Annotated in this window: 17 protein-coding genes; 3 read left to right on the top strand and 14 right to left on the bottom strand. The window is 73.5% G+C overall.

Annotation, left to right across the window (positions count from 1 at the left end):
- Positions 1-15: 15 nt before the first annotated feature.
- The 11 genes from AB0C66_RS23620 to AB0C66_RS23570 form a co-directional block, all read right to left on the bottom strand.
- Positions 16-1,245 (bottom strand): arginine deiminase, encoded by a 1,230-nt coding sequence (locus AB0C66_RS23620; RefSeq protein ID WP_362441926.1) that lies wholly within the window; start codon positions 1,243-1,245, stop codon positions 16-18.
- A 196-nt stretch (positions 1,246-1,441) separates the two neighbouring features.
- Entirely contained in the window at positions 1,442-2,233 is a 792-nt protein-coding gene (locus tag AB0C66_RS23615; RefSeq protein WP_362441924.1) for a hypothetical protein, read from the bottom strand.
- A 26-nt stretch (positions 2,234-2,259) separates the two neighbouring features.
- A complete protein-coding gene (locus AB0C66_RS23610) occupies positions 2,260-4,122 on the bottom strand; it encodes a hypothetical protein (RefSeq protein WP_362441921.1) in 1,863 nt (620 codons plus the stop codon).
- Positions 4,123-4,785: 663 nt separating this feature from the next.
- Positions 4,786-5,505 (bottom strand): Crp/Fnr family transcriptional regulator, encoded by a 720-nt coding sequence (locus AB0C66_RS23605; RefSeq protein ID WP_362441918.1) that lies wholly within the window; start codon positions 5,503-5,505, stop codon positions 4,786-4,788.
- Positions 5,506-5,737: 232 nt separating this feature from the next.
- The gene (locus AB0C66_RS23600; RefSeq protein WP_362441915.1) at positions 5,738-8,356 is read right to left on the bottom strand and encodes a polynucleotide kinase-phosphatase; all 2,619 of its coding nucleotides are present in this window, start codon (positions 8,354-8,356) and stop codon (positions 5,738-5,740) included.
- The gene (locus tag AB0C66_RS23595; protein ID WP_362441912.1) at positions 8,353-9,954 is read right to left on the bottom strand and encodes a 3' terminal RNA ribose 2'-O-methyltransferase Hen1; all 1,602 of its coding nucleotides are present in this window, start codon (positions 9,952-9,954) and stop codon (positions 8,353-8,355) included. Before AB0C66_RS23595 ends, AB0C66_RS23600 begins: the two co-directional genes overlap by 4 nt.
- 33 nt (positions 9,955-9,987) lie before the next feature.
- Positions 9,988-10,959 carry a homocysteine S-methyltransferase gene (gene mmuM / locus AB0C66_RS23590; RefSeq protein WP_362441909.1) on the bottom strand — a complete coding sequence of 324 codons (972 nt, stop codon included), beginning with the start codon at positions 10,957-10,959 and terminating at the stop codon, positions 9,988-9,990.
- 35 nt (positions 10,960-10,994) lie between these two features.
- Positions 10,995-11,918 (bottom strand): LLM class F420-dependent oxidoreductase, encoded by a 924-nt coding sequence (locus tag AB0C66_RS23585; RefSeq protein ID WP_362441906.1) that lies wholly within the window; start codon positions 11,916-11,918, stop codon positions 10,995-10,997.
- 18 nt (positions 11,919-11,936) lie between these two features.
- Positions 11,937-12,422 (bottom strand): DUF6099 family protein, encoded by a 486-nt coding sequence (locus AB0C66_RS23580; protein WP_362441903.1) that lies wholly within the window; start codon positions 12,420-12,422, stop codon positions 11,937-11,939.
- 132 nt (positions 12,423-12,554) lie between these two features.
- Complete coding sequence (locus AB0C66_RS23575) at positions 12,555-12,893, bottom strand: nucleotide pyrophosphohydrolase (RefSeq protein WP_362442615.1); 339 nt, start codon at positions 12,891-12,893, stop codon at positions 12,555-12,557.
- Between the two features lie 118 nt (positions 12,894-13,011).
- Positions 13,012-14,175, bottom strand: coding sequence for an ATP-binding protein (locus AB0C66_RS23570; RefSeq protein WP_362441900.1), 1,164 nt, complete (start codon positions 14,173-14,175; stop codon positions 13,012-13,014).
- A gap of 329 nt (positions 14,176-14,504) precedes the next feature.
- On the opposite strand from AB0C66_RS23570, the gene AB0C66_RS23565 reads away from it, so the two are divergent.
- Together AB0C66_RS23565 and AB0C66_RS23560 are read left to right on the top strand one after the other, a co-directional pair.
- Positions 14,505-14,999 carry a DUF402 domain-containing protein gene (locus tag AB0C66_RS23565; protein ID WP_362442612.1) on the top strand — a complete coding sequence of 165 codons (495 nt, stop codon included), beginning with the start codon at positions 14,505-14,507 and terminating at the stop codon, positions 14,997-14,999.
- On the top strand, positions 14,992-15,516 hold the full coding sequence (locus AB0C66_RS23560) for a hypothetical protein (protein WP_362441897.1): 525 nt from the start codon (positions 14,992-14,994) through the stop codon (positions 15,514-15,516). The genes AB0C66_RS23565 and AB0C66_RS23560 overlap by 8 nt, the downstream gene beginning before the upstream one ends.
- 7 nt (positions 15,517-15,523) lie before the next feature.
- Here AB0C66_RS23560 and AB0C66_RS23555 read toward each other — a convergent pair whose 3' ends face one another.
- Entirely contained in the window at positions 15,524-16,483 is a 960-nt protein-coding gene (locus AB0C66_RS23555) for an ornithine cyclodeaminase family protein (RefSeq protein WP_362441895.1), read from the bottom strand.
- A gap of 164 nt (positions 16,484-16,647) precedes the next feature.
- On the opposite strand from AB0C66_RS23555, the gene AB0C66_RS23550 reads away from it, so the two are divergent.
- Entirely contained in the window at positions 16,648-17,322 is a 675-nt protein-coding gene (locus AB0C66_RS23550; protein ID WP_362441892.1) for a GntR family transcriptional regulator, read from the top strand.
- An 11-nt stretch (positions 17,323-17,333) separates the two neighbouring features.
- On the opposite strand, the gene AB0C66_RS23545 is transcribed toward AB0C66_RS23550, so the two are convergent.
- Together AB0C66_RS23545 and AB0C66_RS23540 are read right to left on the bottom strand one after the other, a co-directional pair.
- The gene (locus AB0C66_RS23545; RefSeq protein WP_362441889.1) at positions 17,334-18,287 is read right to left on the bottom strand and encodes a CPBP family glutamic-type intramembrane protease; all 954 of its coding nucleotides are present in this window, start codon (positions 18,285-18,287) and stop codon (positions 17,334-17,336) included.
- A gap of 175 nt (positions 18,288-18,462) precedes the next feature.
- On the bottom strand, positions 18,463-19,806 hold the full coding sequence (locus AB0C66_RS23540) for a TRAM domain-containing protein (protein WP_362441886.1): 1,344 nt from the start codon (positions 19,804-19,806) through the stop codon (positions 18,463-18,465).
- Positions 19,807-20,060: the final 254 nt, after the last annotated feature.

The following is a 20,060-nucleotide window of genomic DNA, read 5'->3' as shown; positions in this document are numbered from 1 at the left end:
TCACCGGTCCGCCGCCTAGCCTTCCACGGGGTCCCGCTGGACGGGACAGCTCATACACCGCGGCCCGCCCCGGCCCCGGCCCAGCTCGCTGCCGGGGATGTCGATGACCTCGATCCCGCGCTTGCGCAGGAAGGTGTTGGTCGTCGCGTTCCGCTCGTAGGCGACCACGACGCCCGGCTCGACCGCGAGGACGTTGCAGCCGTCGTCCCACTGCTCGCGCTCCGCGGCGTGGACGTCCTGGGTGGCGGTGAGCACCCGGATGGCATCCAGCCCGAGCGCGGCCGCTATCGCGCGGTGCATATGCTCCGGCGGATGGTCGGTCACCTTGAGCTCATGGCTGCCCGCGCCCGGTTCGATGGTGTAGGAGCGGAGCATCCCGAGCCCCGCGTACTGGGTGAAGGTGTCCCCGTCGACCATCGTCATCACGGTGTCCAGATGCATGAAGGCACGGCCCTTGGGCATGTCCAGGGCCACGATGGTGCGGGCCGAACCGGTCGCGAAGAGCCGGTGCGCGATCATCTCCACCGCCTGCGGTGTGGTGCGCTCACTCATCCCGATCAGCACCGCGCCCTTGCCGATCACCAGCACATCGCCACCCTCGATGGTCGAGGGGTAGGCCGCCTGCCCCTCCGACCAGATGTGGAAGTCCTCGTCGGCGAAGAGCGGGTGGTGGCGGTAGACGGCCTCGTAGTGCACCGTCTCGTGCCAGCGGGCGGGCCAGCGCATCGCGTTGATCGAGACCCCGTCGTAGACCCACGCGGAGGCGTCCCGGGTGAAGAGGTGGTTGGGCAGCGGATTGACGAGGAAGTCGTCGGCGTCCATCGCGTGGAACCGGACCGATACCGGCTCCGGATACCGTGCCAGGTACTCCCGCTTGGTCATGCCGCCGATCAGCGCCTCGGTCAGCTCGGGGGCGGTCAGCTCGTCGAAGGCGGCGCGCAGATGGTCGGTGACGAGCGGACCGTACTCCTTCTCGTCGAAGACCCGGTCCAGCACCAGCGACCGCGCCTGGGGAACCTCAAGGCTCTCGGTCAGCAGATCGCCGAAGAGATGGACCTCGACACCGCGGTCGCGCAGCACGTCCGCGAAGCCGTCGTGCTCCTGACGCGCCCGCCGCACCCAGAGGACGTCGTCGAAGAGCAGAGCGTCCTTGTTGGACGGTGTGAGCCGCTTCAGCTCCAGGTCGGGGCGGTGCAGGATGACACGGCGCAGCCGCCCGGCCTCGGAGTCCACGTGGAATCCCATGCACCCATCTTCGCCGCTGTGGGCCCACGGTGAACGTCCCACGACACACGTATCTCCGATCATGTCCGGTACCTGCCGTCACCGGCCCCGGCCGACCGGGGACGGCGGACGTCCGCCGCGGACCGGCGGCGGGACCCGGGCGGGGACCTGGGGCGGGACCGGCGGCGGGGCCGGGACGGGCCGGAGGCGGCCGGGTTCAGCCCGCGGCGAGCACCACGATCAGCACCAGCCCCACCGCGATGAAGCCCAGCAGCGCCGAGACCCACAGCTGACCGGGTTGCAGATCGATCCGGCCGCCGTCGTCGGCCCCGCGCCGCGGCCTCCAGCGGCGCCGCCGCGCCTCCCGCCGGTCGGCCCGGTGCGCCGCCTCCGCCAGCTCCCGGCGCTCCTCGGCCACCCCGCCGAACAGCGCCTTCCAGCCCTTCTCGCCGAAGCCGGTGGTGTGCCGGGTGCCGATCACCCGGCACACCACCTCGCGGCCCGCGCCGCCGCCCGCGCTCCACAGCCCGGGCAGGACACAGGCCATCAGTTCGGGCACGGCCCCGCGGTCCGCGCAGGGACGCACCAGACCCTCGTAGAGCATCAGCGCGGTACGCACCCGCAGCCGGGTGTCCGGATCCCCGGCGGCCCCGCCGCCGGTGGTCACCGCACCGGCCGGGGCGTCGAGATAGAGATGGGCCACCAGCACCTTCTCGCACACCGCGGCCGCCAGCTCCGGTCCGCGCTCCGGGGCCCGGCGCACCAGCTCGACGGCGATCCGGGTGGCCCGCTCGGCGGGCAGCCCCTCGTCGAGCGCGCTCAGCAGCACCCCGTCGTCGGCCTCGCGCAACGCGGCGGCGAGGTCGTCCCCGCCGCGGCGCAGCGTCTCGCGCAGCCGCCGCGCGCCGGTCACCGAGAACCGGCGGGCGGGGGTGTCGCGGGGCGCGGTCTCCCAGGCGCCACCGCCGTGGCCGGTCTTCTCCTCCTCCGCACCGGTCGTGCGTTCCATCTCCTTCACCATCCCCGTTCCTCTCCTCACAGCGCTTCCAGCACCTCCCGTATCCGTGTGGCCGCCCGGACGTCGAGCGGCTCGTCACCGTCCTGTGCCAGCCGGGGCAGAAAGCCGCACAACACCGCCAGCTGCCGTTCGTCACGGGCCGCGCGCCGGATCCAGCCGACGAGCGCGTCCTCGGCGGCACCGGCCGACCGGGCCCAGGTCAGCGCGGCCCGCAGCAGTTCGGACAGCTGGGGCGCGCAGCCCGGCCGGGCGGCCAGCAGCGCCGTGGCCAACGGCCAGGCGGCGTACGGCTCCAACTCCGGCACCTCCGTCAGCCCCCACAGATGCGAGGTGCGGGTGGTGACCGCGCGCAGCGCCGTCAGCAACGCCAGGTCGCGGCGGGGCCGCCGGGTGTCGCGCAGCCAGTGGACGAGCCCGTCCAGCACCACCTCCGGCTCGGTCCCGGCCAGCAGCCGCAGCGCTCCGTACGAGGTGGTGACGGAACCGTCGGCGCAGGCGATCCGGCCCAGCTCCGCCAGGGAGGCCGGAACCGAGCCCGCCGCCAGCCCGTAGCCATGGGCGAGCGCCGCCGTCTCACGCTCGCGTGCGTCATCGCCGCGCGCCCAGGCGCGCAGCAGACCGTCCACGGCGGGACGCACCTCCGGGGCGCGGGACGCCTCGGCGAGCGCGGTGGCGGCCGCCATCCGCTGCACCGGGCTGTCGGTGCGCACCAGCGGCAGCGGCAGCTCGACCAGACCGTAGAGGTAGTCGCGGGCGCACAGCACCCCCGCGGCGACCGCGGCCCGCACCCACACCTGCGGCCGCGGGTCGTCGCACAGCGCGCGCAGCCAACGGCACATCGGGCCACGGAGGTTGTGGTGGCCGTCCCACACCTCGTACAACACCGCGGACGCCAGCCGCCGCCCCCGGAACCACACGGCGCGCACCGGTACGGACGCCTCGCCCAGGTCCTCCACGCCGTCCCCGCACACCGCGCGGGCAGCGGCCGGAGCGGCCCCGGGGCGGGCGGTGAACAGCGGGCGGCCCGGCGCGTGGTGGGGGTCGAGGGTGACGGCCAGTTCCCAGGTCAGCAGCTCGGCGGCGTCCGAGGTGAGGCTGTGCGCGGAGCCGTTGAAGACGGCGAGGGCGATCCGCAGGGCTGCGGCGCGCAGGTCGGGCAGGGCCGCGGGCAGGGTGTCCGGACGGCCGGGGGCCGTGAACCACGCGCGGGCCTGGCGCGGGGCGAACGACCGGCAGTGCTCCAGCAGCCGTGCGTCGGAGATCCGGCCCCGCGCGTGGCCGGCGAGATGGTGCGCGAGCCGGGCCGCCTCACCGGGGAGCAGCTCGTCCAGGCCGAGCGCCTCGGCCACTTCGGGCCGGGCGGCGGTGGCCCGGGCCTGCTCCAGCAGTTCGGCGGGGCCGTCCGCGAGCAGGTCGGTGAGGTGGCCGTCGAGGACATCGGTGGCGGCGGGCGGCTCGTGGGGCAGCGCGTGACGGCGGGCGTTCAGCAGCCGCTCGGCCACCGGTCCGCCGGGGACGAGGACCACGGCATACGCCCCGTGCTCGACGAGGCGGTCGCGCAGCCGGTCCAGCCGGGTGTCCAGCGGCGGGTGCGGCGGGCCATCCGGTGGGGTGCCGATGTCGGTGGCGACTGGGGGCAGTTCGAGGAGGCAGCCATGGCCGCGGTGGAACTCCGGCTGCCCGGCGGAGGGGCCGAGGAACGGCCCCGGGCCGACGCGTACGACGCCGCCTCCGGTGCGCTGGGCGCATTCGGCGAGGAGAGCGAGCGCGGTCCACGCACGACCGGTGCCGGGTTCGCCGCAGAGCACGAGCAGACGGGTGCGCCACAGCCGCTCCCGCAGCGCGCGGTGGCCGGGGGCGGGCCGGTGGAGCCGCCGCACGCGCTCCAACTCCTCGTGGGGGACGGGCCCTTCGGAGGGGGTGGGGAACGGTTCACCGTCGAGCTCGGCGGGCTCTGTGGGGTCTACGGACTCTAGGGGCTCTAGGGGCTCTAGGGGCTCTACGGGCTCTAGGGGCTCTACGGGCTCTACGGAGAGCGGCGCCGGACAGTCGGTGAGGTGCAGATGGGCGCGGGCCTCGCGCGCGGTGCGGGCGCCGCCTGCCTCTCCGGCACCCTCGAGCGGGCCGCCCTTCGGGATGTCCAGCCGCCGTATCCCGCTGTCCGCCGTGACGTCGATGTGCTCGGTTCCGTTCATCGCCCGCCGTCCTTCACGCCGCCCGCCCCCGTAGTGGCCGGGGCGGGCTCGTTCGCTGTTGTCGAGTGGAGGTGGGGAGGGTCCGGCGCGCCGGGGCACTCGACCGCCGCGGTGCCGGAGGGCCGCCAAGCGCTGGGCCGTCGGACCGCCGGGCCCGAAGCGGGCGGCGGGGGCTTTCTCTCCCCCTGCCCGTCCCGCCGCCCCTCTCCGGTGCCGGGCGCCGGGCCGTGTGCACCCCCGTCGCACACGGTCCGCTCCCTGTGCCTGTCCAGCGTGCCCGGGGAGCGGTCCGGGGGCTGTAGCCGTTTACACAGTCGCGGAAACGGGGCGGGGCGTACGCGCCCGCGCTCAGTCGCGGGGGCGCGCCGGGATCTGTTCGCCCGTCGCGCGCCCCTCGGCCAGCAGCCGCAGCAGCCCGAGGTCCATCACCACGAAACGGCGCGAGGCGGTGCGCAGGACATGCTGGTCGCGCAGCAGACGCAGCGCCTTGGCGACCGCCTCGCGGGTCGAGCCCACGGCGGCGGCGATATCGTGCTGGGGCAGCGGAAGATCGACGGTGATGGTGCCCCCGGGGCCGGAATGGCCGGTGCGCTCGGCGAGTTCGACCAGCCGTGCGGCGAGCCGCTGGAGCACCTTCTCGGAGGCGAGCGCGCGCCGCTCCCCGTCGGAGCTGCGCAGCCGGGAGCTGAACTGACGCATGATCAGTACGGTGGCGACCGGTCGGGCGGCGAGATAGGCGCGGAACCGGTCGCCGGAGACCACGACCGCCGCCATCCGGCCGAGCGCGGTGACGGTGGCGCTGCGTGAACCATGGTCCACCGCGGCCTGGTCGCCGACGACTTCGCCCGCACCGCGCAGCGCCAGGATCAGCCGGACACCGCGCTCGGTCTCCATCGAGACGGTGGCCCAGCCGGAAGTGATGGCGACGACGAAGGTCGTACGGTCGTGTTCGCGCAACACGACCTGGCCCGGGTCGTAGACCCGGGGGCCGCCGAGGGCGAGCAGCGCACGCCGGTCGTCGGCGGGAAGCGCGTGGAGGAACGGCCGTCCGTCCTCGAAGAGACTCATCCGCCCTCCCCGCTCTGCTCGTTGGCCGGCACGCTCGCGGAGAACCGATGGGTCGGAGACGATGGGATTGAGCAGCACGCTAGGCAGCTGGCACGGTCACGTCAATGGTCCCGCACCCATGCGCCCCGCCACCGCCCGAGGACGTCAACGGGGTAGCCGGAGCCCGTCGGTCGCCGGGGCCCGTGGCGGGACGGGCTCCGGCGACCGGTCGGCCTCAGCCGGCCGACAGGGCCTAGAGGCGGGGGTCCACCGGCTCGGACTCCAGCGCGAGCACCGCGAAGACCGCCTCGTGGACCCGCCACAGCGGCTCGCCGTCGGCCAGCCGGTCCAGCGCCTCCAGCCCGAGCGCGTACTCCCGCAGCGCGAGGGACCGCTTATGGCCGAGGTGGCGCACCCGCAGCCGGTCCAGGTTCTCCGGACGGGTGTACTCCGGGCCGTAGATGATGCGCAGGTACTCACGGCCACGGCATTTGACGCCCGGCTGGACCAGGCGGCCGTCGCCCTTGCGCACAAAGCCCTGGAGCGGCTTGACGACCATGCCCTCACCGCCCGCCGCCGTGAGCTCCAGCCACCAGGCGACGCCCTTGGCCACCGACGCGTCGTCCTCGGTGTCGACGACCAGACGGCGGGTGGGGGCGAGCAGCCCGCTCCCCCTCTCCTTGGCGGCGGCGCCCGGCTCGTCGGCCTCGACCATCCGGTCGATCAGCTCGAGTTGCCGGTCGTGCGGGAGCGCGGCGAGGCTGCGGCCCTGTGCGGCGAGGATCTGGAACGGTGCCATCCGGACACCCTCCAGCCCGTCGACCGGCCAGCAGTAGCGCCGGTACGCCTCGGTGAACGCCGCCGCGTCCTCGGCCCGCCCCCGGTGCTTCTCGAGCAGCCCGGACACCTCGACGCCGCGCGCCGCCGCGCCCTCCAGGGCGGTGAGCACACCGGGGAGGACGGCGCGCGAGGCGGCGCCGACCGCCGCGTACTGGTTGCGCAGCAGCCCTTCGGCCTTCAGCGACCACGGCATCAGCTCGGCGTCCAGCATCAGCCAGTCGGTGTCCAGCTCCTGCCACAGACCGGCGGTGTCGAGGGTCTGGCTCAGCCGTCGCAGAATCTTCCCGGTCAGCGCCGGATCGTCGAAGAACGGCCGCCCGGTGCGGGTGTACACCATGCCGGACACCCCGTCCGGTGCGTCGAAGCGCTTCCGCGCGACCTCCTCGTCACGGCAGACCAGGGCCACCGCGCGGGAGCCCATGTGCTTCTCCTCGCAGATCACCTCGCGCACCCCGTCGGCGCGGTAGGCGGCGAACGCCTCGGCCGGGTGCTCCAGATAGCCGTCCTCGGTGGAGGTGGCGCACGGGGCCATGGTGGGCGGGAGATAGCCGAGCAGCCGCGGGTCGGCCGCGAAGCGGCTCATGACTTCCAGCGCCGCCGCCGCGTTCTCCTCCTTGACCGCGATCCGGCCCATATGACGGGTCTCCACCACCCGGCGGCCCTGGACGTCGCCCAGGTCCAGCGGACGGCCCTCGGCACCGCCCGGGGCCTCGTTGGTCAGTGGCTTCACCGGCTCGTACCAGACCCGTTCGGCCGGGACGTCCACCAACTCCCGCTCGGGCCAGCGCAGCGCGGTCATCCGGCCGCCGAAGACACAGCCGGTGTCCAGACAGATGGTGTTGTTGAGCCAGGAAGCCACCGGGGTGGGGGTGTGGCCATAGACCACGGCGGCGCGGCCCCGGTAGTCCTGGGCCCATGGATAGCGCACGGGCAGACCGAACTCATCGGTCTCACCGGTGGTGTCCCCGTACAGCGCGTGCGAGCGGACCCGGCCCGAGGTACGGCCGTGGTACTTCTCGGGCAGCCCGGCGTGGCACACCACCAGCGCCCCGCCATCCAGTACGTAGTGGCTGACCAGCGCCTCGATGAAGACCCGGACGCGGTCGCCGAACTCCGGGTCCTCGGCGTGCTCCCGCTCCAGCTGCTCCACGGTCTCGGCGAGACCGTGGGTGAGCTGGACCTTGCGGCCCTTGAGACAGCGCCCGAGCTTGTTCTCATGGTTGCCGGGCACGCACAGCGCCGCGCCGGAGGCCACCATCCCCATCACCAGGCGCAGTACGCCCGGACTGTCGGGCCCGCGGTCGACCAGGTCGCCGACGAAGACCGCGGTACGGCCCTCGGGGTGGGTGGCGTCGACCGGGCGGCCGCGCTCGTCGCGGTGCAGGGTGTAGCCCAGCCTGCCGAGCAGGGTCTCCAGCTCGGAGCGGCAGCCGTGGATGTCACCGACGATGTCGAACGGACCGGTGAGATGGCGCAGGTCGTTGTAGCGGCGCTCGGTGGTGATCTCCGCGGCCTCGACCTCCGCGGGGCCACGCAGGATGTGCACCTTGCGGAAGCCCTCGCGCTCCAGGGACTTCAGGGAGCGGCGCAGCTCACGCCGTTGCCGCGGTATGACATGGGTGGGCATATCGGCGCGGTCGGGCCGCGCCGCGTTCCGCCGGGCGCATTCGCCCTCGGGGATGTCGAGGACGATGGCGACGGGGAGGACGTCGTACTCGCGCGCGAGCTTGATCAGGCTGCGCCGGGCCTCGGGCTGGACGTTGGTGGCGTCCACGACGGTGAGCCGCCCGGCCGCCAGCCGCTTGCCCGCGATGTAGTGGAGGAGGTCGAAGGCGTCGGGGGTGGCGCTCTGGTCGTTCTCATCGTCGGCGACCAGCCCGCGACAGACGTCGGAGGAGACGATCTGGGTGGGCAGGAAGTGCCGCCGGGCGAAAGTGGACTTACCGGAGCCGGTGGTGCCGACGAGGACCACGAGGGACAGGTCGGGCACGCCGAGGCTGCGCTTGACGGTGGTGACATCGGCGTCGGTCATGCGGCCGCCTCCTTCGCGTTCGTGCTGCTGGTCTCGGTGCTGGTGCTGGTGCTGGTGTCGTCGCCGGTGCGGGTGTCGGCGTCTCCGAGGTGGAACAGGGCGAGCTGGGTGGGCGGGCCGACCTCGGGGTCGTCGGGGCCGACGGGCCGGAACTCCACGGTGTAGCCATGCCGCTCGGCGACCTCCCGGGCCCAGCCGCGGAACTCCTCCCGGGTCCATTCGAAGCGGTGGTCGGGGTGGCGCGCCTTCCCGGCGGGCAGGGTCTCCCAGCGCACGTTGTACTCGACGTTGGGTGTGGTCATCACGACGGCCCGGGGCCGCGCGGCACCGAACACGGCGTACTCCAGGGCGGGCAGCCGTGGCGGATCCACATGCTCGATCACCTCGCAGAGCACCGCCGCGTCATAGCCGCGCAGCCTGCCGTCGGTGTAGGCGAGCGACCCCTGTATCAGCTTCAGCCGGGCGGACTGCCGCTCGGACATCCGGTCCAGCCGCAGCCGCCGCGCCGTCTCATGGAGCGCGCGCATCGAGACATCGACACCGACGATCTCGGTGAACCGCGCGTCCTTCAGCAGCGCGCCCAGCAACTGGCCCTGGCCGCAGCCGAGATCGAGCACCCGGGCGGACCCGGCCTCGTGCAGGGCGCCGAGGATCGCCTCGCGCCGCAGTACGGCCAGCGGCACCGGCTTCCCGGTATCCGCCGTCTCCTGATCGCCCACCCCTCCCTCGGGCGTCCGCGTCCCGTCGTCCTCTTCCGTGGACCCGTCTTCCGTGGACTCGGCCGCGATCTCGGCGACCGCGTTGTCGAACTCCTCCACCTCGGTGTCGTCCGCCTCGGCGAGCCGGGCCAGCTCCAGCCGCTCCAGCGCGCTGCGCGTCAGCGACCAGCGGCGGGCCAGATAGCGGCTGGTGATCAGCCGCTGCTCGGGGTGGTTCTCCAGCCAGCCCTCACCTGACCGCAGCAGCTTGTCCACCTCGTCCGGGGCGACCCAGTAGTGCTTGGCGTCATCCAGCACCGGCAGCAGCACATACAGATGGCGCAGTGCGTCGGCCAGCCGCTGTTCCCCCTCCAGCACCAACCGGACGTACCGGGACTCGCCCCACTCCGGGAACTCCTCGTCCAGCGCCACTGATTCGGCCGTCACCGTCCACCCCAGCGGGGCGAAGAGCCGCTCGACCAGCGCGGCTCCACCGCGGGCGGGCAGCGCGGGCACCTCGATCCGCAACGGCAGCGGCCGCTCGGGCAGTTCGGGCCGCGCCTTGCACTGCCCCCGCAGCGCACTGGAGAAGACACTGCTCAGCGCCACCGCCAGCAGCGAAGACGCCGCGTAGGGCCGGTCGTTGACATACTGCGCCAGCGCGGAGTCGGGCGCGCCGCCCCGGCCCTTGCCACGGCCCCGCCGCACAAGGGCCACGGGATCCACCTCCAGCATCAGCGCCGCGGTGCAGCGCTGGACGGTCGCCTCGGGGTAGAGGACATGGGCGGTGCCATGGGAGGTGGAGAACCGCTGCGCCTTGTCGGGGTGCTTGTGCAGCAGAAACCCGAGGTCGGTCGCGGGGCGCTCATCGGTACCGGTGGTGGTCATCGTCAAGAACACCCGTCCGAGTATCGTCACGCGGCGGTCCGGTTCCTAATGCTTTCTCAGCACGCCGCTCAACTCGGCGATCCGGTCCGGCCCGACCCGGCAGCAGCCGCCGATGAGCCGCGCCCCGGCGTCCCGCCATGCCCGCACCCGGTCCGCGTCGAATGTCGGCCGCCCCCGCCAGCCATGTCCTTCGGCATCCCACTCCTCTCCACTGTTCGGATAGACCACCACCGGCTTTCCGGTGGTGTCGGCCGCGATCTCCACGGCCCGGTCGGCGTCCTCCGGCGCACAGCAGTTGACGCCGACGGCGATCACCTGGTCGTTCCGGGCGGCCAGGGCGAACGCCTCGGCCAGGGGCTGCCCGGCCCGGGTGGCCTCCCCCGCGATGGAGTACGAGAGCCAGACCGGCACCCCGCACCCCTCGGCCGCGCGCAGCAGCGCCACCGCCTCATCGCTGTCCGGCACGGTCTCCAGCGCCAGCACATCCGGTGCCGCCCCGCCCAGCGCCTCGATCCGCGGCCGATGGAACCGCTCCAGCTCCGCCACGCCCAGCCCATAGCGCCCGCGGTACTCACTGCCGTCCGCGAGCATCGCGCCGTAGGGACCGACAGAGGCCGCCACCCACACCGGACCGGACCCCCGGGCCCCGGCCGGAGCTGATCCCGCACCGCCCGCACCGCCCGCACCGGCCGTCCCGCCCCCTTCCTCGGCGACGGTCCGGGCCAGCCGCACACTGCGCCGCAGCAGCTCCGCCGCCTCGTCCCGGCCCACCCCCCGGCGGGCGAGTCCCTCATAGGTCGCCTGATAGCTGCTGGTGATCAACACCTGTGCGCCCGCCCGCGTATACGCCCTATGCGCGGCCTCGATCTGCCCCGGGTCGTCGGCGAGCAGCCGGGCCGACCAGAGGTCGTCGGAGAGATCGCAGCCCTGCGCCTCCAACTGGTTGGACAGCCCGCCGTCGAGGACAAGCGGCGGCCCTTCCAGCGCGGCGGCGAAGGACGTCGAACGGGCGGACATCACAGGTGCTCCTGATCGCTCCGGCAACTGGACGGTCAGCCCAGCTGGGCCTGGACCTGGGAGGAGATCAGCTCCAGGTGGTCGAGGTCGTCAAGGTCCAGAATCTGGAGGTAGATCCGGGACGCTCCGGCCTCCGCATAGCGGCCGATCTTGTCGACGACCTCGGCCGGGGAGCCCGCCAGACCGTTCTCCCTCAACTCCTCGGCCTCCCGGCCGATCGCCGCGGCCCGCCGCGCGACTTCGGCACCGTCCTTGCCGACACAGGCCACCAGCGCATTGGAGTACACCAGGTCGTCCCCCTTACGGCCGGCGGCCTCGGCCGCCTCCCGCACCCGCCCGAACTGCCGCACACTGTCCGCGACCGAGGCGAAGGGCATATTGAACTCATCCGCGAACCGCGCGGCCAGCCGAGGAGTGCGGGTCGCCCCATGACCGCCGATCAGCACCGGCAGCCTGCTCTGGGCGGGCTTGGGCAGCGCGGGCGAGTCGGCCAGCCGGTAGTGGGCCCCGTCATAGGCGAAGGTCTCACCGACCGGTGTCTGCCACAGACCGGTGACGATCTCCAGCTGCTCCTCCAGCCGGGCGAACTTCTCCTTCGGGAACGGGATCCCGTAGGCCCGGTGCTCCTCCTCGAACCAGCCCGCGCCCAGCCCCAGCTCGACCCGGCCGCCGGACATCTGGTCGACCTGCGCCACCTGGACGGCCAGCACACCCGGCAGCCGGAAGGTGGCGGCGGTCATCAGGGTGCCCAGCCGGATCCGCCGGGTCTCGCGGGCCAGCCCGGCCAGGGTGATCCACGCGTCGGTCGGGCCCGGCAGCCCGTCGACATCGCCCATATGGAGATAGTGATCCGAGCGAAAGAAGGCGTCGAAGCCCAGGGCCTCGGTGGCCTTGGCGACGGTCAGCAGGGTGTCGTAGCTCGCCCCCTGCTGGGGTTCGGTGAAGATACGGAGATCCATGCACTCCATCCTGCCTCGTCATGCGGCGCCGCCCCACTCTCCACTCCATTCCCGCACCGTGAGGTGCCTGAGCATCCCGTGCACCCGGTCCCTGGCCTCGTCCGCCGCGTCGATCGCCTCCACGCACTGCCAGTACAGCGCCTCCTCCTCGGTGCTGGAGGCCACCCCGACCAGGGCGAACCCCGCCTCCGCCAGCAGATCCCCCAGCGCGAGCAGCACCGCCTTGGGGTCCCGCACCTCCGACAGCTGCGCGGCCCGTAAACCGCCGCTGTGCAGCGCGGGGTGGTGCAACGCGGGGTGGAACAGGGCACCCCGCGCCCTGCCACCCGCCTCGCACAGCCCTCGCGCCTCGGCCCGCGCCGCCGCCGGGCCGCTCACCACGAAATATCCGCCGACCGCCTCTGCCAGTGCCTGGACCTGCCAGGCTTCGGCCACGATGTCGTGCACGCTCCCGGCCTTGGCCAGGGCGTGCCGCGTGACACCGATCAGCCGCATCGCGTCCATGCCCCGATCCCCTCTCAACGGATTTCCCGCACCCGTCACTCCTCCACTACCCAGAGTGATGACTAACAGGCCGAAAAGCTAGGGGAATTCAGGAATCTGTTGACAACAGTTGCGTTGTGGATAACCTCGCAACTACTGAGAGTGATGGGCGGGGCCCGCCGGGGCCGTCGCCGGGAACCGTCCCTCATTGCGATCGATCTTCGCGGAGAGCGCCGCGAGCGCGTCGACCCCCAACACCTCGCAGAACTGGAGCAGATAGGCCAGCACATCGGCGACCTCGTCCTCGACCCGGGCCGCCTGTCCCGCGTCCTCCATCACCCGCACCGACTGCTCCGGCGTCAGCCACTGGAAGATCTCCACCAGCTCGGACGCCTCAACGCTCAGCGCGGCCGCCAGGTTCTTGGGGGTGTGGTACTGCTGCCAGTCGCGCGCCGCCGCGAAGGCGGCCAGCCTGTGCTGCAACCCCGCCACATCGAGGCCGTCGGACCGACGCCCGCGCCGCCGGGACTCGCCCGTGGAGGACTCGCCCGTGGGGCACCCGCTCGTGGGGGACCCGCTCTCGGGCGACTGGTCGTCGAAGGACTGGCTCTCAGGAGACTCGCTCACGCCCCAGGTTTACCACCGTGACGGGGGCGCCCCCCAGCGCCCCCGTCATATCCCCCACGGCCCCCACCGTGCCCACCAGCCGGATGTGTCCCCGTGCGCACATCCGGGCCGCCACCCCCAGCAGCTCCCTGGCCTGCCGCCGGTCCAGACACCGGTCGAACCCGTCGGCCAGCACCGTCAGCGCCTGCCGTGCCGGCAGCACATCGGCCGCCGGGTCCACCGCCAGCACCCCCGGCCCGGTCAACAGCACCAGCGCGAGCGCGATATACCGCAACTCGCCGTCCCCCAGCCGCTCCACCGGCATGGGGCCCAGCGGCCCCTGCTCCAGCAGGGCGCGCACCACCCCGTCCGCGCACCCCTCCGTCACCAGGCCCTCGACCGGCCCCGCGCACCCCGCCCGGACCGCCGCGACCAGCGCCGCATGGCGGCTGCCGCACTCCCGGCTGGTCCGCCGCAGCACCGCGGCCAGGTTCTCGCAGCCGCCGCGTAACCGGCCGTCGCGCGGCGGCGCCGGTACCCGCATCCGCTCCGGCCGCGGATCGCAGGGGAAGACCGAACGCAGGGCGATGACCACCTGCTCGGCGGCGGACAGCGCCAGCCGTTGCCCCTCCGTGGTGCCCGCCACCCGCAGCGGCAGCAGCGAGGTGGCCAGCCGGTCGTCGGGCAGCGGAGCGCGGGTGACCGCGACCGCCCCGGCGGTGTGCCAGGCCGCCTGGACGCAGCGCCGCTCCGGGTCGCGCAGCGCCGTCTCCAGCAGGGTCTCCCCCGCACCGGTCAGCCGCTCCCCCACGATCCGCAGCTCGGGCTCGGCCTGTACGGCGACGTCCAGCCGCACCGGCCCGACCGGGCCGTCCACCGTGCAGCCGATCCGGAAGCCGCGCCGGCCCTGCCGGTCCGGCCGCGCCCAGCGCGGGATGTACGCCGCCGGATCGCGGAACACCTCCGCGAGCCGCGCGCCGCCCGCGAGCCGCGCGAGCGCCGCGTACGCCTCCAGCACCCCGGACTTGCCGCTGCCGCTGGGGCCGGAGATCAGGGTCAGCGGGCCCAGCGAGAAGGAGACACGGCGGTGCCTCTTGAAGGCCGACAGCCTCAACTCGGAGACGATGGGCCGCAGTTCGGTCCTGGGCAGCAGCCCCGATGCGCTCATGCCGGGAACATATCCCTGGAATATACCGGCGAACCGTTACGCCTTCCGTATCTTCCTACCATCGGGGGATAAGGGCGGTTGCCGAAGATGACTCCGAGGCGACAGATGACCAGGAAAAATGGAGTGGCCGGTGTGACCGCCCGTACGAAAGGCTCGGCGACGGCACCGGCCACGCGTCACACGGCGTCCGGCATGAACACGGGGAGAGCGAGCACACCATGAGCGGCACGGACCCGACGACGGCGCCCGGCGCCCACCCGGCGCCCGGCACCTTCGCGACGGGCGGCGGCACCTCGCCGACGGGCGGCGTCCTGGCAGCGGGTGGCGAGATCACGGTCAGGCTCGTCAAACACCCTCGCCCGGACGTCCGTTACCCCGCGACCGTGGTCGCCGACGACGGCGCCCGGGTGACCGTGCGGGCCCCCTGGGCCGGTGCGGCCGTCCGTGACTTCGGGTTCGTCCGCTTCGAGCACGGCGACGTCTTCACCGAGCACTACTGGCGCGACCGCTGGTACGCGGTCAAGGAGGTCCGCTCGGTCTCCGGCGCGCTCAAGGGCTGGTACTGCGACATCACCCGGCCCATCGTCGTCGAGGCGGAGGCCCTGGTCGTCACCGACCTCGACCTGGATTTGTGGGTCTCTGCGGACCGGACGTCCGTCCTGCGGCTGGACGAGGACGAGTTCCTGGAGAGCGGGCTCGCCGAGCGCGACCCGGCCGCGGCCGAGCGGGCCCGCGCCGCCCTCGACGGTCTCGAACGGCTCGCGCGCGACGGCGGGTTCGACGCCCTGCTCACCGGCGGCACGGCGCGGGACGGCCGTGGCTGACAACACCTTCTGGATCGCCGCCCTCACCGGTGGCACCGCCGTCGTGGCCAGCTGGGTCACCAGCCGCGGCAACACCCGCGCGGCCCGGATACAGGCGGACACCGCGGTGCTCGCCCAGCGGGCGGAGCGGCTGCGCGACACCCGGCGCACGGCCTATCTCGACCTCATCGAGCAGGCCCATGCCATCTGCGAGTTGTACTGGGAGGTGTCCGCGGCCGACCGTACCGGTGAGGCCCGGCGCCGCCCGGAGGTCCTGGACGAACTGGCCGAGCGCGAGCGCGACCAGTACGGCAAACTGCGCCGCTGCGTGCGCGTGGTGGACCTGGAGGGCCCGGCCGCGGCGGCCACCGCGGCGAACGCGCTACAGAAGGCGACCGGTCCGTTCCACCGGGCGCTGCGCGCGATGCGCGCAGGCGACGCGGAGGCGGCGGACGACTTCGACCGCGCCTACCGGCCGTTCTGGGAGGCCCTCACGGAGTTCGTCGACGCGGCGCGGACCGCCCTGCACGAGGTGTAGCGGCGACTCATCCGCTCGTCGCCCCACCGTGGCCGCGGTAGACGAGGGCCGCCGCCGCGAGATCGGCGAGCCCGCTGCCGACGGTCTTGAACACGGTGATCTCCTCGCGGTCGCGGCGGCCGGGCACCTCCTCGAGGCACAGCCGCGGCAGCGTGCCCACCACATCGTCCGGGTCGAGCGCACCGGAGGCGATCGGCTGGGTCAGATCGCCGGATTCCGCCAGCGCGACCGGGGTGTCGACGTAGACGGAGCCGCGCCGTACACAGGTGTCGTCCGCCTCCCGCATGGTGGGCCGGAAGCTGCCGATCAGATCGAGGTGGGTGCCGGGCCGCAGCCACTCGCCGCGCACCAGCGGTTCGGTGGCCAGGGTCGCGCAGCTGATGACATCGGCCGAGGCCACCGCCTCGGCCCGGTCCGGCGCCACCCGCGCGTCCATCCCTTCCGCGCGCAGACTCCCGGCCAGGCGCTCGGCGTGCGCGGGGGTGCGGTCGTGGATGAGCACGGTCCGGATGTCGAGCACACTGCGGTACGCGGCCGCCACGAGGCCGGCGATATGACCCGCGCCGATGACCAGGAGGGTCGCGCTGTCCGGGCGGGCGAGGTACGAGGCGGCGAGCGCGGACGTGGCCACCGTACGGCGCCGGGTCAGCTCGTTGCCGTCGATCAGCGCGAGGTGCTCACCGGTGGCGGCGCTGGCGAGGAGGTACGCCGAGGAGAGCGCCGGACGTCCCCGGTCGGCGTTGCCGGGGAAGACATTGACCAGTTTGACGCCCACGAAGTCGCCCTCGGGCCAGGTCCCTTGGGTCCACGACGGCATGAGGAGCAGCGTGGCGTCGCTCGCCTCGTCCAGGGTGTGGTGGTGCCGGGGCGGGGTGCGGGCGCCACGGGCGAAGCCGTCCCGCAGCGCGGGGACCAGCGCGTCGAACGGCAGCGCACGGATGGTGTTCTCCGCGGTGAAGTGCAGCATGGCGTCCTTGGGGCGTGAGACGGCTGACGGGTCGGATATCCGGCTACTCACTGGTAACCGGTTACCGGCTACCAGTGCCGGGTACGATGCAACCGCCCTCGCCCCGACGTCAAGGGCCCATGGAATAACGGCAGATCAGCGGGTAGGAGAGGAGCGGCAGCAAGGTGACCGAGCCGGAATCCGCACCGCTGCGCCGCACCAGCCTGCGCGACCAGATCCTCGCGATGGTCCGCCAAGCGCTCGTCTCCGGTGAGATCCGCCCCGGCGACATCTGTTCGGCGGCCGCCCTGGCCACCCGGCTCGGTGTTTCCAGCAGCCCGGTGCGCGAGGCCATGCTGACGCTGGTCAACCAGGGGCTGCTGGAGCCGGTCCGCAATCGCGGCTACCGCGTCGTCCCGATGAGCGAGCACGACCTCGACGAGATCCACGAGATGCGGCTGTTCCTGGAGATCCCCGGCACCCTGAAGGCCGCCGCCCGGGCCGGACCGGAGGATCTGCGCCGCCTGGAGTCGATCGCGGAGGACATCGAGGCCGCCGCCGGGGCGCGGGACGTCCCCCGGCTCCTCGACGCCGACCGGCAGTTCCACCTCGAACTGCTGGCGCTCGGCGGCAATGGTCGCCTTGTCGACACGGTCGCCGCGCTGCGCGACCGGACCCGGCTCTACGGCTTGGAGGCGCTCGCCGCGCGCGGATCCCTCGGCGGCGCGGCCGGGGAGCACCGCGCCATCCTCGCCGCCGTCGCCGCGCGGGACACGACCCGCCTGGAGTCGCTGCTCCGGGCACATCTGCACCACGTCCGCGCCGACTGGGCGCAGCCGGAGCCGTCCGGCTCCGGCTGACACCCCGGCCCTCAGCGCACCGCTCCGACCTCCCACGAGCCGCGCGCCGAGGCCGTGTGCGCCGGTCCCTCCCGACGGCGCCGTCGCCGTACGCCCCGTCCCCACAGCGCGAACCCGACCGCGACGACCAGCAGATACACCGGCACCAGCAGGCCCGCGGCCCCCTTGCCGTGCTCGACGTACCAGCCCGCGTGGCGCTTTCCGCCCTCCAGGGCGATCCGGTTGACGGTCAGAAAGGTCAGATGGACGCCGATGGAGGTCCACAGCGGGGCCCGCGCCAGGGCCGTCCTGGCCGCGACCAGGGTCAGCCCGAACACCACGATCAGGATCAGGTAGTCGACCGGGTTCTGTCCGTCCGGCGCGACACCCATCGGCTCCGGGTCCCGCCCGGCCAGCCGCGCGGCCGCGGCGGCTACCACCGTCGACGCCCCCGGGACCAGCAGGAACACCGCCGTGGTGGCCAGCGCGGTGACCGTACCGCCGAACCGCCCGCGCAGTGAGGTCCAGGTGTAGCCGCGCAGCGTCGTCTCCTCCGGCAGGGCCTCCAGCAGAATGGCGACCACCGCGTTCGAGACGAGGAACCCGGCGAGCGTGCCGGGATCCGGATCCGACCAGCGCAGCAGGCCCCCGGCGGTCGCCGCGCCCAGGACGAGTGCCGCCGCCGCGGCGGTCATCCCCACCCCGGCCAGGAAGGCGCCCGCGCTCGCCCCTGGCCCGCCGAACCCGAGCCGCCGCCACGACCGCCCCCCGTGCACCAGGGCCACCAGCGGAAGGGCGAGGGCCGTGACGAGCGCCGCCGGTACCAGCCGCGCCCCGTACCCCGAGGCCCCCACGGCGTCGGCGATCGCCGGGCCCAGCCCGTTACCGACGCCCAGCGCCGTCGCCATGATCAGCCCACCGGTCAGCGCCCGGCCCAGCGCCCCGGCCCGTGAGACGCCGGGCCTACCCCGACGGGATTCCGCCATCTGTTCACCCCCGTGATCGCCTGGCGCGCCGCTCCGTACGAGCTGCCGCGTCCAGGCCCCCCATCCTCACCGGCGGTTCCTGGCGCGAGCTCCTGCGCAGGAGGGAAAGCGCGCTACATCCTTCGGCCGACGGCGATCACGGCGGTCGTACATCCCCCGCGGCGGGAGGCGGGGGTCAGCCGTCCTCGCGGCGCGGCTCAAGGATCATCACGCACTCCACATGGTGGGTGACCGGGAAGATGTCGAACGCCCGCATCCGGCGCGGCACATAGCCCGACTCGGCGAAGTACGTCAGATCGCGGGCGAGGGCCGCCGGATCGCAGGCGACGTAGGCGATGCGGCGCGCGCCCATGCCCGCGAGCCGGGTCACGGTCTCCTTGCCCGCGCCCGAGCGGGGCGGGTCGAGGACGATCAGGTCGGCCTCGGTGATACCGGTGCGGGGCAGCACCTGCTCGACCTTGCCGTGCTCGATCCGGACGCGGTCGAAGTCCTGGAGGTTGTGGCGGGCGTCCTCGACCGCGCGCTTGGAGGACTCGATGCCGAGCACCGCACCGCTCTCCCCCACCCGCTCGGCCAGCGCGCCCGCGAACAGCCCGACTCCGCAGTACAGATCGAGCGCGGTATGTCCCTTGCGCGGCATCAGGCCCTGCATCACGGCCTCGACCAGCAGATCGGCCGCCTTGGGATGGACCTGCCAGAAGCCGCCCTCACCGACCCGCCAGGTGCGGCCCGCGGCCCGCTCGCGGACGAAGGGACGGCCGTGGACGCGGTGCACCAGCCGGACCCGGTCCCGGCCGCGGGACTCGGCGGCCCGCAACACCGAGACCGGACGGTCCAGTTCGACGATCGGCAGCCTGCCGCCGGGCCGCGGGGTGAGCACCACCTGACGGTCGGAGGAGCCGGTGGCGGCGATCGCCTCCACCGTCTCGATCTGCGGCCATTCGCGCTTCTCGACGCCGAGTTCGGTGACGCCGGGGGCGGCGATCAGACAGTGGTCGACCGGCTCCACCTCATGCGAGCGGTGGCGGCGCAGCCCGGGCCGCCCCTGCTCGTCCACGGCGTACTGCACGCGGGTGCGCCAGGCCGGGACCTCGCCGCGGGACACCTTGTCGCCCGGCGCGGGCTCGACGGTGCCGTCCCAGCCCGCCTCCTCGGGGGTGAGCCCGGCCAGCCGGCGCAGCTGCTCGGTGATCACCTCGGCCTTGAGCCGGCGCTGGGCGCCGGGGGCCGCGTGCTGCCAGTCACAGCCGCCGCAGCGGCCCGGTCCGGAGAACGGGCAGGGCGCTTCGACGCGGTCCTTGGAGGCGTCCAGCACCCGCACCGCGTCGGCGCGCAGGAAGCGCGCGCCGGTCTCGCCCTCGGTGACCCGGACGACCACCCGCTCACCGGGCAGGGCGTGCCGGACGAAGAGGACCTGGCCCTCCTCGGTACGGGCGATGCAGTGGCCGCCGTGGGCCACCGGACCGACCTCGACCTCGTACTCCTCGCCGACCAGCGACGCCTTGGATTCACGGTGCATGGCGGGCTCGGCTCCTGAAGGGGTGAGAGTGCGGTGGGACGGCCGCCCCGCCGCGGGGCGCGGCCCGGCGGTGGGACAACAGCCCACCAGTCTACGTGCCGCCGCCCCTGCCCCGGTCCGCCCGCCGGTGCCGCCCCGGCTCCCTCAGGCGGACACGGCCTAGGTCGTGTCGTTCGGATCTTCGCGGATCAGGCCGCGGCGTCGGATGCGGTGCATCGCAAGGCGGAGCCTGACCCGCGTACTGGGCGTACTCG

Source organism: Streptomyces sp. NPDC048636 (assembly GCF_040650655.1).
Taxonomy (GTDB): domain Bacteria; phylum Actinomycetota; class Actinomycetes; order Streptomycetales; family Streptomycetaceae; genus Streptomyces.
This window is presented reverse-complemented; position numbering and strand designations above follow the sequence as displayed.

Bases quoted from the DNA above. Each gene is read 5' to 3' on its own strand.
- AB0C66_RS23620 (WP_362441926.1), bottom strand. From the start codon at position 1,245: ATGGGATTCCACGTGGACTCCGAGGCCGGGCGGCTGCGCCGTGTCATC.
- AB0C66_RS23615 (WP_362441924.1), bottom strand. From the start codon at position 2,233: ATGGAACGCACGACCGGTGCGGAGGAGGAGAAGACCGGCCACGGCGGT.
- AB0C66_RS23605 (WP_362441918.1), bottom strand. From the start codon at position 5,505: ATGAGTCTCTTCGAGGACGGACGGCCGTTCCTCCACGCGCTTCCCGCC.
- AB0C66_RS23600 (WP_362441915.1), bottom strand. From the start codon at position 8,356: ATGACCGACGCCGATGTCACCACCGTCAAGCGCAGCCTCGGCGTGCCC.
- mmuM (WP_362441909.1), bottom strand. From the start codon at position 10,959: ATGTCCGCCCGTTCGACGTCCTTCGCCGCCGCGCTGGAAGGGCCGCCG.
- AB0C66_RS23585 (WP_362441906.1), bottom strand. From the start codon at position 11,918: ATGGATCTCCGTATCTTCACCGAACCCCAGCAGGGGGCGAGCTACGAC.
- AB0C66_RS23580 (WP_362441903.1), bottom strand. From the start codon at position 12,422: ATGGACGCGATGCGGCTGATCGGTGTCACGCGGCACGCCCTGGCCAAG.
- AB0C66_RS23570 (WP_362441900.1), bottom strand. From the start codon at position 14,175: ATGAGCGCATCGGGGCTGCTGCCCAGGACCGAACTGCGGCCCATCGTC.
- AB0C66_RS23555 (WP_362441895.1), bottom strand. From the start codon at position 16,483: ATGCTGCACTTCACCGCGGAGAACACCATCCGTGCGCTGCCGTTCGAC.
- AB0C66_RS23545 (WP_362441889.1), bottom strand. From the start codon at position 18,287: ATGGCGGAATCCCGTCGGGGTAGGCCCGGCGTCTCACGGGCCGGGGCG.
- AB0C66_RS23540 (WP_362441886.1), bottom strand. From the start codon at position 19,806: ATGCACCGTGAATCCAAGGCGTCGCTGGTCGGCGAGGAGTACGAGGTC.